Source organism: Streptomyces sp. NPDC044984 (assembly GCF_040646935.1).
Lineage (GTDB): Bacteria > Actinomycetota > Actinomycetes > Streptomycetales > Streptomycetaceae > Streptomyces.
Window position 1 is genome coordinate 76821 of record NZ_JBEZBE010000034.1, and the last position, 11733, is coordinate 88553.

The window sequence follows — 11733 nt, forward strand, 5'->3', positions numbered from 1 at the left end:
GGGCGCCCGCCCGTCAGATCGGGAAGTGCGCGTGGCCCCTGGCCTGCGCGGTGACCCAGCGGGTGTCGGTGAAGGCCTCGGCGCCGGCCTGTCCGCCGAAGCGGCCGTAGCCGGAGCTCTTCACGCCGCCGAAGGGGGCCTGCGGTTCGTCGGCGATGGACTGGTCGTTGACGTGGACGATGCCGGTGCGCAGCCGGCCGGCGACCTCCAGTCCCTTGGCCAGGTTCTCGGTGATGACGCCCGCGGTGAGCCCGTAGGGGGTGTCGTTGGCGAGCGCGACGGCCTCGTCGGTGCCGTCGACGACGTGGACGACGGCCGCCGGGCCGAAGATCTCGTCGTAGTAGATCTTCATCTCCTTGGTGACCCCGGTGAGGACGACCGGGCGGATCAGGGTGCCCGGTTCCTCGATCTCGCCGGTGCCCGCGGCCAGTTCCGCGCCCCGGGAGACCGCGTCCGCGACCAGCGCCGAGACCCGGCGGGCGGCGGCCTCGTTCACGACCGGGCCGACCGCGGTGCCCGGGTCGCCCGGGTCGCCGCAGGGCAGCGCCCGGACGCGGGCGGCGAACTTGGCGGTGAACTCGTCGGCGACCGCACGGTGGACGATGACCCGGTCCACGCACATGCAGATCTGGCCCGCGTTCATGAAGGAGCCGAAGACCGCGGCGTCCACCGCGTAGTCGACGTCCGCGTCCTCCAGCACCAGCAGGGGGTTCTTGCCGCCGAGTTCGAGGACGGCGGGCTTGAGGTGCTGAGCGGCCTGGACGCCGATGGTGCGGCCGACCTCCGTGGAGCCGGTGAAGTTGACCATCCGCACCCGGGGGTCGGAGATCAGCGCGGAGACCACCTCGGCCGCGTCGGCGCGGTCGTTGGTGACGACGTTGAGCACGCCCGCGGGCAGTCCCGCCTCGTGCAGGACGTCCGAGATCAGCAGGCCGCAGGCGATCGGCGCGTCCTCGCTGGGCTTCATCACCACGGTGTTGCCCATCACGATGGGCAGCGCCACCGCACGGACGCCGAGGATGACCGGCGCGTTCCACGGCGAGATCGCGGCGATCACCCCCTTGGGCACCCGCACCTGGGTGGAGAGGACGCCGTCGGCGTCGGTGGCGAGGATCTGGCCGGTCGGGCGGCTCACCTCGGCCGCCGCCTCCAGCAGGATGCCGGCGGCCAGGTGGGCGTTGAAGCCCGCCCAGGGGGCGACGCCGCCGACCTCCGTGGCCATCAGCCGTACGACCTCCTCGGTGCGCTCGGTCATCAGCTGCGCGGCGCGCAGGAAGATCCGGCGGCGTTCGGCCGGCTTGGTCGCGGCCCACGCCTCGAACGCGGCGTCGGCGGCGTCCACGGCACGGCGTACGTCGTCCGGGGTGCCCGCGGCGACCTCCGCGCAGACGGCGCCGGTCCAGGGATTGGTGTCGGACGTGGTGCGGCCGGAGGAGGCGGGGACCTCCTGGCCGTTGATGATCAGTCCTCGGGAGACGGACACGAGATGCTCCTGTACAGGGGATATGGGACTCAGGCCTGGGCGGGCGAGGGTGCGGGGCCGGTCGCCCGGCGGGTGCGCAGGGCACGGTGGGCGAGACCGACGAGGGCCGGGGCGGCCACCGGCGCGATCATGTAGTTCCAGAAGTGCTCGTACGTCCCGGAGAGCAGGGCCGGTCCGAAGGCGCGCGCCGGGTTGATGCTCGCGCCGGTCACGGTGCCCAGGGTCGCGACGACCACGCCCACTCCGATGCCGATGACCGCCGGGATCAGCGCCCCCAGGGCGGGTCTGCTCATCACCAGCGCCACCGTCACGAAGACCGCGGCGAGCGCGGCGCCCTCGACGAGGAACAGTTCGACCGTACCCGTCCCGGGTGCGGGGTGCACGGCCCCGTGCCCGACCTGGCGCACGGCCCCGCCCCACACCAGCCCGGCCAGCGCGGTACCGGCCGCGGATCCGGCGAGCTGCGCGGTGACGTACGGGAGGACGGCGCGGGACGGAAGAAGACCGCTCGACCACAGGAAAACGGTGACGCCGGGGTGCATGTGGCCCCCGGATGCGCGGCCGGGCGGCGAGTACATCAGGCCCGCGATGAGCGCGGCGACCGCGACTCCCGCGACGGCGAACAGGGTCCGGGGGTCGCCGACCGCCAGCGGCGACCCGGGGAGGGCCAGCCAGCGGATCAGGCTCACCACCGCGAAGAGAAGCACCGTGGTCAGCGCGAACTCGTACGCGCTGTGCCGGACGAGATCCGCGCGGCTCCGGGCGGAAGTGCTCATGGGAGTCCTCATCAGGGGAAGGGGCGGCCCGGCGGAATGCGTCCCGCAGCACACCGGGCCGCTGTTTTTTCGCTGAGTGAACTTACTTTCATTGACCGAGTGCGCCGAGTCTGTGCGATCGCCGGGACGCTGTCAATGGCCGGTAGCGTTCTCCCGAAGACGGGTACGGCCTCATGCGCCGGGAAGCCGACATACAGGAGGAAGTGCCATGGCGCCGGGCGTTTCGAAGGCGGCACCGGAGGCGCCGACGGCCCCCGCGCCGGCCGACTCCCCCGCGGAAGCCGCCGGCCCGCTGGAGCGCGGACTGGCCGTGCTGCGGATCGTCGCGGACGCCCCCCACTCCGTACGCCCGAGCGATCTCGCCCGCGCGACCGGCCTGGCGCGATCGACCGTGGACCGGATCACCGCGACCCTGACCCACCTCGACCACCTGCGCGCCGTGGGACGCGACCTCGTGCCCGCCCCGCGCCTGATGGAATTCGGCAACGCCTACCTGCACGCGAGCGGCCTGTCCCAGGCGCTGCGGCCGAGCCTGGAGCGGCTGGCCCGCACCCTCGACGAGTCGGTCTCGGCGATCGTCCTCGACGGCTGCGACGCACGCATCGTCGGCAAGGCCGTCCCGCCCGGCCGGATGATCCCCCTGGGCTTCCGCGTCGGCGACCTGCTGCCCGCCGAGCGCTGCGCGGCCGGTGCCGTACTCGCCGCCGGCTGGCAGCCCGACACGTACGACGCGTGGCGGGCCCGCCGTGCCGCGGATCCGCTGGACGAGACCTTCCCGGCCGTTCCCGCGCGCCGCACCCCTCCTCCCCCCGAGCGGACGGAGGCCGACTTCGCCGCCTGGACCGCGGCGGCCGACGCGGACGGCTGGGCGCTGGACGACCAGCTGGTCGCTCCCGGTCTGGTCGCGCTCGCGGTCCCGGTACGCGACCCCGGCGGCCGGCCTGTCTGCGCGATCAGCGTGCTCGCGCACACCAGCCGCCACAGCGGCGACGAACTGCGCGCGCACGCGCTGGCCACGATGGAGGAGGAGGCCCGGCACATCGCGGACGCGCTGTACGGCACCTCGGAGGAAGCCGCCGCGCCGCCCACCACCCCCACACCCGTCCTCGCCCACGCCCCCGCCCCTGCCTCCGCCTATGCCGATGCCAAGCCCGAACTGGGACCGTCCTTCCTGCAGGCACTGGCCAGGGGCCTCGCCGTCCTGACCGCGCTCGGCCGGCGGCGCGGCGGACTCACCCTCGCCGAGGCCGCCGAGGCCGCCGGGCTCTCGTACCCCAGCACCCGCCGCAACCTCCTGACCCTCCGTCAACTGGGTTACGTGGAACAGCTCGGCCGCCGCTTCCTGCCTTCCCCGCGCGTCCTGGAACTCGGCTACGCACGGCTGTCCGCCCTCACCCTCGCCGACATCGCCCAGCCCCATCTGACCGAACTGGCCGGGCGGGCACGGGAGTCGGCCTCACTCGCGGTCCTCGACGGCACCGAGGTCCACTACGTGGCCCGGGCCGCCGTCCAGCAGATCACCAGCGCCCGGATCATGCCCGGCACGCGGCTGCCCGCGTACGCCACCTCCATGGGCCGGGTCCTGCTCGCGGACCTGCCCGAGGCGGACCGGCGGGAACGCATCGACGCCTCGCACCCCCGGGCCCTGACCCCGCACACCCTCACCTCGCCCGATGCGCTCGGTGCCGCCCTGGACCGGGTCGCCCGTGAGGGACACGCCTTGGTCGAGCAGGAGTTGGAGGCGGGACTGCGCTCGCTGGCCGTACCGGTCCGGGACCGGAGCGGGCGGGCCGTCGCAGCCGTGAACATCGCCCTGCACGCCGGCCCCGAGCCGCCCGAGCACACCAGGGACACCCTCCTCCCCGCACTGCGCGCCTGCGCCGCCCGCATCGAGTCGGACCTGGCGGTCGCGTTCGCCGACGGCCCCGTACAGACGGGCTGACCGCTCCGTGCGGTCCGTCCTCACGTCGGCCGCAGCGGCGCCGAATCCTTTTCCGCCCCCGCCGCCTCTTATCCGTGAACCGGCCGAGCGGGCCGGCGGACACCAGGAGGAACGAAGCATGACGATCGCGATCATCGCCGTGGCCGGTGTACTGCTGGTCTGCATGTGCAGCGTGACGTTGCTCAAGCGGAGGAACCGGAGCCGTGGTTGATCCGCGCCGGTCACGACGGCAGATCACCGGACACGAGCAGGACGCATGAGCCGCGGTTCCCCCTGGCCCGACGAGCGGCTGGTCAAGGCCGCCCAGGACGGCAACATCAGTTCGCTGACCGCTGTGATCGTGGAGTCGCAGCCCCATGTGCGCAGGTTCGCGCTGTCGCTGTGCGCCACACCGCAGGACGCCGAGGACGCGGCTCAGGAAGCACTGATCATCCTCTACCGGAAGATCGGCACGCTCCGCGCGTCCGGCGCCCTGGCCTCCTGGATGTTCCGCATCGTGCGCAACGAATGCCTGCGGCACCTACGGCTGCTCACCTCCGCCTCCGTCACCGAAGAGGCCGGCAGCGAGCCGGCACCCTCCGCGGAGACCTCGGTGCTGCGGCGGCTGGACGCCGAGCGGATCGCCGCCGCGGTCAGCGGTCTCCCCCGCGACCAGCGGCAGGTGCTGATCATGAGAGACGTCCAGGGGTATCCGGGCCGTCTCGTCGCACAGTCGCTCGGCCTGAGCAACGCGGCCATGAAATCGAGGCTCCACCGGGCCCGGGCCGCTCTGCGGCAAGCCCTGGCGACCGATGAAGCAGCCGAAGGAGAGGCACCACCGTGAAGACCGCCGAAACCGGCAAGCCCGTCCGCGCGGAGGCGGACTCCGCCATCTCCTCCGTCCCCCGGCACCTGCTGCGCGGTGTTCTGGGCTTCGGCCTGATCACCGGCTCGATCGCCCTGGTGCCCTTCGCCGGCCCCGCCGCCCTGCTGGCCGCACCCCTGGGCCTGGTCGCCCTCCGCGGCTGCCCGGCCTGCTGGGTGATCGACCTGGCGCAGACCGTCTCCCGCGGCCGTCTGGAACGCAGCTGCACGGACGGCGTCTGCACCCTGACGAAGGCGGGCGGCACCGCCTCGACGTGAACCACCTGCCCGGCAGCCCTCGGAGGGCATCGGCTGCGGGCAGGCTCCACGCCCGCCTCACACACCGCGACGTCGAAGCGGCCGCGCATCCACCGATGCGCCGTCAGGAAGGGTCGTCTCCGAGACTCCGGGGGCCTGCGTCGCCCGAAGTCCTCACCTTGTCGGCCTCGGCCCGGGCCCTCCGCTTGACCTGAGCCTTGGTTGAGGTCCTAGCGTGCGGCGGGCGCGATCACCGGCCGACGACAGGAGAAGACGACGATGATCCTCGTGACGGGTGCCACCGGAAACATCGGAAGCGCTCTGGTGCGGCAGTTGCGCCCGTCCGGCGCCGGACCGGTGCGGGGTCTGACCCGGGACGCCACCCGGGCCTCGTTCCCCGACGGGGTCGAAGCCGTCGAGGGTGACCTCACCCGGCCCGCCTCGCTGAAGCCGGCGCTGGACGGAGCGCGCTCCCTGTTCCTCGTACCGGGCATGGGCGCGGACGCGGACGTCCTCACGGCCGCCCGGCAGGCGGGCGTGGAGCACGTGGTGCTCGTGTCCTCCCTCACGGTGCGGACCCACCCGCACCTGCCCGCCGCCGCCGAGAACCTGGCCGTCGAGCGGCTGCTCCAGGACAGCGGGATGAGCTGGACGGTCCTGCGTCCGACCCAGTTCGCGTCGAACGCCCTGTGGTGGGCGGAGTCGATCCGGGAGCACCGGTCGATCCGGGTGCCCTACGCGGACACCGGGCTTCCCGCCGTCCACCCGGCCGACATCGCGGCGGTGGCCCGGGCGTCACTGACCGAGCCGGGTCGTCATCACGGGCGGACGTACACGCTGACCGGACCGGAACGCATCACACCCCGGCAGCAGGCCCGGGCGATCGGGGCGGCCCTGGGGCACGAGGTGTCCGTCGAGGAGATCAGCCGGGAGGAGGCGCACCGGCAGATGGCCCCCTTCATGGGAGCGCAGACCGCGCACGCGGTGCTCGACCTGATGGGCGGGGACGTCAACGACGAACTGCTCACGGTGCACGACACGGTTCCGCGAGTCACCGGCTCCCCTGCCCTGCCCTTCGCGCGGTGGGCCACGGAGAACGTCGCCGCGTTCCGCTGACGGTCCGTCTTCCGGCGGCGTCGCAGTGGCCACCGGCAGCCGCTCGCCTCGCCACCCGGCCGCAGAACATCAGTGGTACCGCCTTCCTGCCTGAATCACACCACTGAGCATGGCAGTTGGTGGACCATGGAGTGATCTGCGAGGAACGCGTCACCGTGTTCGCGGCATTCGACATCCATGAGGGAGCCATGCCTGCGTCATCGGAGCCGAAGCCCGGTCCGGCTCATGAGCACGGGCGAGAGTGGTTGCGGCAGGCCGCGGCTTCCGGTTGGGCCTCCACCGGGGCTTCCGGCGGACTCGGCTGCTTCCCGTGGACGACGCTCGCGGTGCTGGTCGCCCTCGTTTCGGGGCTGTTCGCAACGCTGTACAGCAGCGACGACGGGCCGGGAGACCAGAGAACCTACGTCGAGGAGATCAGCCAGGCTCGCCGGCAACTCTTCAAGGGCCAGCTCATTCACACGGACACCAGGTCCTTGGGTCTCGTGGCCGGTGCGGAACCGCGCTCGTTCCGCGTCGAGGTCCTGGGCAGTTGGCGCCGCCCCGGTCCCGGTGAGACGCAGGCTCCGGTCAGCGCGGGGTCCCAGATCGGAGTGAAGCTGCACTGCTCAGGCGCCGGGGTGCGGTGCACGCCGTTGTCGTCGGAACGGCAGAGTGTCCTCTCCGGGAAGGACAGGGCGACCTGGATGTGGGACGTGAGCGCGCGGCACGCCGGGAAGGTCGGCATCGCCCTCACCGTGACCGCCTACTTCCGCGATGGCGACACCGTGCTCCTCGAGAAGCCGCCGATGACATCGCGCGTCGAGGTGGCGGCACCGCCCGGCGACGGCAGTTGGTTCTCCTGGATCAAGGACTCGTGGCAGTGGGTGGCGGGCGCGATCACCGGTCTGGGCGGACTCGCCGTGTCGGTGACCGCCATCGTCACCGCGGTCGTCATGGTGATCCGCCGCCGGCTTCCGGGTGCCGACACGGAGGAAGCGGGCGCCCCTGAGCTCATGCGTGACCCCGGTCCACGACCGAGGACACGGTCGACACGAGAGGACCGTTCACGTCTCGGCCGTCCACGCACGCGGCCGACTGTCGTCAGGAGCCTTCCTCCCAGCCGTCGGAGAGACGCTCGACGCGAACCGCGCGAGTGACAGCCCGCAAGGCGACGAACCCCAGGGAGCGCTACGGCCATCGAGCAGTGCGTCCGCGGGTGGTACGGCTGGTGTACGGGTCCGGTGCCGTGCCCGCGACGTTGCGGCTCGCGTTGAACAAGGCCCGGCGGCGGGTCGGGCGCCGCTGCGGTGCGGGTGGGCAGGGTGCGTTCCGGGACGGAAGGACGTGAGGGTGTGAGCACGGTGCGGGAGACGCGGGGCGGTCGGGCGGCGAAGGCGAAGGAGGAGGGCGGGGATGATCTGCCGAGGGCTTGGTCGGCGTACGGAAGGCTGCTCCAGCATCTGCGCAAACGGGCCGGGTTGAATCAGCAGCAGCTCGGTGAGGCCATCGACTACTCGCTGGAGCAGGTCGCCTCGGTCGAGCAGGGGCGACGGCCGGCGAAGGCGGCGTTCACGAGGGCGGCGGACCGGGTGCTGGAGGCGGGCGGGGTCCTGGAGGTGCTCCAGGACGAGGTGGACCGGGCGAAACTGCCGCGCTTCTTCCGCAACTTCGCGCTCATCGAGGCGGAGGTCGTCAGTCGCTTCTCGTACGATCCGCTGTTGGTGCCGGGGTTGTTGCAGACGGAAGCGTATGCGCGGGCGGTGTTCGCGGGCCCTGAACGTCGAGGAGTCTGCACGACTCATCGAGCGGATGGTGGGAGAGACGTGAGCGTGGAGCAGGTGACCGAGAACGTGGACGGGCTGCACTGGTTCAAGAGCAGCTACAGCGGATCGGACGGCGGCGACTGCGTGGAGGTGGCCGCCGGCCTCGACGTCGTGTACGTACGGGACTCGAAAGCCCTGTGTGACGGGACCATGCTGCGGATCGGCCGGGACGAGTGGGCCACGTTCGTGGCGCTCTTGGCCGTATAGCACCACTGGGATTCCTGAGCGCGACAACGGGCTGGTCCGACTCACTTCAGGTGACCCGGACCAGCCCGTTGTCATGCCGTCCGCTCAGAAAAGCGGAGCCTTCGATGTGCTGAGGTGACCTTGTAGGCAGCCTGCGGAGACCGGGCCGTGGCCGGAAGTCCGTCCCTTGTGGTCCTGCGGGGGCTCATCGGCCGTCTCGGCACGGAAGGCATGAGGGTCGTCCGTGCTGGCGTAGGCTCCGGGTCTCAGTCCACTCCCCGCAGGTAGACACGGCTGTGCTGGGCGTCGACCGGGTGCACGGCGACGAACAACGAGTCCAGATCGCCCTGGCAGGGGGCACAGACCGGGCCTTCCGTCACATCGGCAAGTGTCTCCGGTTCCTTCAGGCCGAGGCGGGTGAAGGGTGTCGTCTGCTCCACCTCCGCGGCCGACGGGAGGGGGGCCTTGCGGTGCGACAGGGGGTTCTCCGGGGCCAGGTCCTCGACGAATTCCCCGGTGTCCGTCCCGGGCAGGGTGAACGCGAGGAGCAGTCCGTCGTCCTGGAAGCCCTTCTGGTGGGCGGCCCTGCGGTCGGTGGCCCCGGCGGGGACCGTGACGTGCAGCCGCTCGGCGACCTCCTCCGGTGTCACCCCCTTGATCCAGTAGGGGACCCGCTGTCCGCCGTCGGCCTCGTCACGGGTTGCCGTCTCCTTCGAGGAGGAGGTCGGGGATGATGACGGCGAACAGGCGGTCAGGGCGCAGAGCAGCGTCCCGGCGCACAGTGCGCCGACGAGCGACACGACCGTGCGCGCGGGGCCGGTCGCCCCGGCGGACACGTGCCTCACCGGGCCTCTCCGTTGCGTCCGGGGTCCGTGCGCGTGCCGTCCCGTCCGGGGTCGGCGGGATCGGGGAGTGGTTCGGGTTCGGTTCCCAGGTCGTGGTGCCGCACCGTCCCACCGCCTCTCATGTCGTACTCCTAGTGCAGTCGGGCCATGTCCGCGTCGGTGACGGTCGTCGGCCCGATCGGAGTGGCCTTTCCGGGGTCCCAGTTGTACCGGTCCCAGGAGGCGACGAGAAGCAGGCCCCGTCCGGACTCGCCGTCGGCCCCTGTCCCTGAGTCCGGGGTCGGCAGGGGCAGATGTTCGCCCCGTGCGTCGGTGACTCCGATCCGCAGGGTCGTGGGTGTCAGGGTCAGGGCGAGGCGTGCGTTCCTGCCCTGCACCCGGCCGTGCAGGGCGGCGTCGGCGGTCAGTTCCGCGATGAGGAGGGAGGCTGTGGCCATGCCGTCGTCGTCGGTGGGCTCCAGCTCCGGCCGTCCCCGGTGGCGAGCCAGCGTTGGGCGGCGTGGCGTGCGGTGGTGGGGAACATGGTGCGGAAGTGGCCTGTGCCGACGGTCGGTTCGGTGAGCAGGCCGGGCACGGACAGGTCCGTCGGCAGGGTGCCGCAGAACACGCGCGGCACCGCGACATCACGTGCGGGCGCGAGCGGTCGTTCTCACACCGGAGCCGGTCGGGGATCACGGGTTGCCCAGGTACGTGGTCGCCTCGACCTTGTTCAGGTGGATGAGGATGTCATGGGCCTCGCCGAGGGCGATCCTGTATTCCACGGGGTCGGGCCAGCCGGCGCCCACGTTCCAGGTGGGGCGGGGCTCGGCCAGCCAGGTGCGCACGGAGCGGGGGGCGGTGCGCATGTCCAGGATGTAATCGCGCTGGTGGGCCCGGTCCAGGGTGTGTTCGTTGGAGCCCGGCTTCGCGGCGTCCACGCGGTAGGTGCGGATCACGTCGTCGTCGGTGCCGAACGCCTTGAAGGCGCCGCTGTGGAAGCTGAAGCCGATGCTGACGTAGTCCCCGCCCAGCGCGTCGCGCAGGAACGCGCCCTGGGTCTTCGGGTAGCGCGGGTCGAAGGCGTCGTAGGAGACGTGGGTGTTGTGGGCCGACAGCAGGATCCGGTCGCCGGTGTGGCGGTGCCACCAGGCCACGTTCTCGGCCATCACCCGGTCGCGGTACTTCATCATCTCCGTGACCTGGGCCTCGTCGGTGATGTCGTAGGAATAGCCCTGGGCCATCTGGTGGATGGCCCTCGCGTGCTGGACCGTCCAGATGTGTTCCCGTCGGCTCTCGCCGAGGGCCGGGCGCTGGTCGCGGAGCAGTTCGTACGCCTCCAGGGTGCGCTCGGCGCGCTTCCTGCGTTCCGTCAGGGGGAGTTGGAGGTACCGCTCCAGGTACGTGGCGGCGTCGGTGGCCGGTGTCAGGCCGTCGTAGAGGGCGGTGACGCGGGCCTTCAGGTGCGGGTGGGTACGGGCCACGTGGTCGGTCACCCGGTCGTACAGCTCCGGTCCGGCGTAACCCATGTCGTTGCCCGCGAAGCGCACCGGGTCGGTGGGGTGGTGGCGGTTGTGGGCGCGCATCCACTCGATGAGGTCCAGGTAGTCCGCGTTGTTCCAGATGCGGTAGGAGCCCTGGAACTCCTCGCGTGCTATGCGGTCGAGGTCGCCCTTGCCGTACAGCACGTACTCGTTGACGCGGACGCCGCTGCTCCAGGGCAGTTCCAGGGAGAAGGTCCGGAAGCCCTTCCGCTCGACCAGGTGGCGCAGGACCCGGTGCTTCATCCGGAAGAAGTCCCGGGAGCCGTGGGTGGCCTCGCCCAGGCCCACCACCTCGGCGTCCTTCACCATGTGGCCCAGCGCGGTCAAGTCCCGCAGGCTGCCTTCGGGGTCGGTGCTCCTCAGTGTGTGGGCGCTGCGCCCGATCGCGTCGGCCACGCTCCCCACGGTCGGGCCGGAGGAGTGTTCCGGCGGGCCGGCGGTGGCCGGGGTTCCGGCCGCCACGGCACTCAGGGAGAGGAAGAGAACCGAGGAGAGCACTGCTGCCTTGCGTGGTGTCATGCCAGTAGGTTTCCGTGCGCACGCAGGTGTGCGCCAACCCGTGGGCTGCCCACTCCCAGGTACCGCAGGCACTACTCGGCGAGGGCCGCCCCCCGGGGGGGGCGGGCGGGGTCACGCGGAGGTCGCCGCCCTGCACATCAGCGTGGGCGCGACGAGGCCCCGTATCACCAGCGTCCAGGGCGACCTCGGCGCCCGTGACCGGGTCGAGACAGCGGCCTGGGCCCGGGAGTCGGGGTTCCCCGCCCAACGCCCCGCCTCGGGCGGGTGCGGCCCCCCGGGCGCCGGGCGCGCTCGGCTCCGGACATGAGAACGAGCCGGCCCGGACCGCGTGTGCGGTCCCCCGCTTCCTGTGCGCCCTCGCCCCGGCGGACACCACCTCCCGGCCGAGCGTCCCGCCCACGGCGACCGGGCGGACACCGAAAGCCAGGCCGTCCACCGCGTCC

General features: G+C 72.1%; 11 protein-coding genes. 6 read left to right on the forward strand and 5 right to left on the reverse strand.

Annotated elements, in window-relative coordinates; genetic code table 11:
• Positions 1 to 13: 13 nt before the first annotated feature.
• Entirely contained in the window at positions 14 to 1483 is a 1470-nt protein-coding gene (locus AB0A94_RS30455) for an aldehyde dehydrogenase family protein (RefSeq protein ID WP_361749160.1), read from the reverse strand.
• A 29-nt stretch (positions 1484 to 1512) separates the two neighbouring features.
• Positions 1513 to 2259, reverse strand: coding sequence for an aquaporin (locus AB0A94_RS30460; protein ID WP_361749161.1), 747 nt, complete (start codon positions 2257 to 2259; stop codon positions 1513 to 1515).
• Positions 2260 to 2467: 208 nt separating this feature from the next.
• Between AB0A94_RS30460 and AB0A94_RS30465 the strand changes: the two genes are divergently transcribed.
• From AB0A94_RS30465 to AB0A94_RS30490, 6 genes are all read left to right on the forward strand, one after another.
• Complete coding sequence (locus AB0A94_RS30465; protein ID WP_361749163.1) at positions 2468 to 4201, forward strand: IclR family transcriptional regulator C-terminal domain-containing protein; 1734 nt, start codon at positions 2468 to 2470, stop codon at positions 4199 to 4201.
• A 256-nt stretch (positions 4202 to 4457) separates the two neighbouring features.
• Positions 4458 to 5024, forward strand: coding sequence for an RNA polymerase sigma factor (locus AB0A94_RS30470; RefSeq protein WP_361749164.1), 567 nt, complete (start codon positions 4458 to 4460; stop codon positions 5022 to 5024).
• Positions 5021 to 5323: a hypothetical protein gene (locus AB0A94_RS30475; protein WP_361749165.1), complete on the forward strand. Its 303-nt coding sequence runs from the start codon at positions 5021 to 5023 to the stop codon at positions 5321 to 5323. Before AB0A94_RS30470 ends, AB0A94_RS30475 begins: the two co-directional genes overlap by 4 nt.
• Positions 5324 to 5581: 258 nt before the next feature.
• Positions 5582 to 6418: an NAD(P)H-binding protein gene (locus AB0A94_RS30480; protein WP_361749166.1), complete on the forward strand. Its 837-nt coding sequence runs from the start codon at positions 5582 to 5584 to the stop codon at positions 6416 to 6418.
• 188 nt (positions 6419 to 6606) lie between these two features.
• Positions 6607 to 7554: a hypothetical protein gene (locus AB0A94_RS30485; RefSeq protein ID WP_361749167.1), complete on the forward strand. Its 948-nt coding sequence runs from the start codon at positions 6607 to 6609 to the stop codon at positions 7552 to 7554.
• A gap of 204 nt (positions 7555 to 7758) precedes the next feature.
• Positions 7759 to 8427 carry a Scr1 family TA system antitoxin-like transcriptional regulator gene (locus AB0A94_RS30490; RefSeq protein WP_361749174.1) on the forward strand — a complete coding sequence of 223 codons (669 nt, stop codon included), beginning with the start codon at positions 7759 to 7761 and terminating at the stop codon, positions 8425 to 8427.
• A gap of 245 nt (positions 8428 to 8672) precedes the next feature.
• Here AB0A94_RS30490 and AB0A94_RS30495 read toward each other — a convergent pair whose 3' ends face one another.
• The 3 genes from AB0A94_RS30495 to AB0A94_RS30505 all read right to left on the reverse strand — a co-directional run bounded on the left by AB0A94_RS30495 (position 8673) and on the right by AB0A94_RS30505 (position 11290).
• Positions 8673 to 9251, reverse strand: coding sequence for a hypothetical protein (locus AB0A94_RS30495; RefSeq protein ID WP_361749168.1), 579 nt, complete (start codon positions 9249 to 9251; stop codon positions 8673 to 8675).
• A gap of 131 nt (positions 9252 to 9382) precedes the next feature.
• Positions 9383 to 9688 (reverse strand): hypothetical protein, encoded by a 306-nt coding sequence (locus AB0A94_RS30500; protein WP_361749169.1) that lies wholly within the window; start codon positions 9686 to 9688, stop codon positions 9383 to 9385.
• A 234-nt stretch (positions 9689 to 9922) separates the two neighbouring features.
• A complete protein-coding gene (locus AB0A94_RS30505; RefSeq protein WP_361749170.1) occupies positions 9923 to 11290 on the reverse strand; it encodes an erythromycin esterase family protein in 1368 nt (455 codons plus the stop codon).
• Between the last annotated feature and the right edge of the window lie 443 nt (positions 11291 to 11733).

Coding starts and splice junctions, on each gene's coding strand:
- AB0A94_RS30505 (WP_361749170.1), bottom strand. CDS start 11,290: ATGACACCACGCAAGGCAGCAGTGCTCTCCTCGGTTCTCTTCCTCTCC.
- AB0A94_RS30465 (WP_361749163.1), top strand. CDS start 2,468: ATGGCGCCGGGCGTTTCGAAGGCGGCACCGGAGGCGCCGACGGCCCCC.
- AB0A94_RS30500 (WP_361749169.1), bottom strand. CDS start 9,688: ATGGCCACAGCCTCCCTCCTCATCGCGGAACTGACCGCCGACGCCGCC.
- AB0A94_RS30460 (WP_361749161.1), bottom strand. CDS start 2,259: ATGAGCACTTCCGCCCGGAGCCGCGCGGATCTCGTCCGGCACAGCGCG.
- AB0A94_RS30485 (WP_361749167.1), top strand. CDS start 6,607: ATGCCTGCGTCATCGGAGCCGAAGCCCGGTCCGGCTCATGAGCACGGG.
- AB0A94_RS30470 (WP_361749164.1), top strand. CDS start 4,458: ATGAGCCGCGGTTCCCCCTGGCCCGACGAGCGGCTGGTCAAGGCCGCC.
- AB0A94_RS30480 (WP_361749166.1), top strand. CDS start 5,582: ATGATCCTCGTGACGGGTGCCACCGGAAACATCGGAAGCGCTCTGGTG.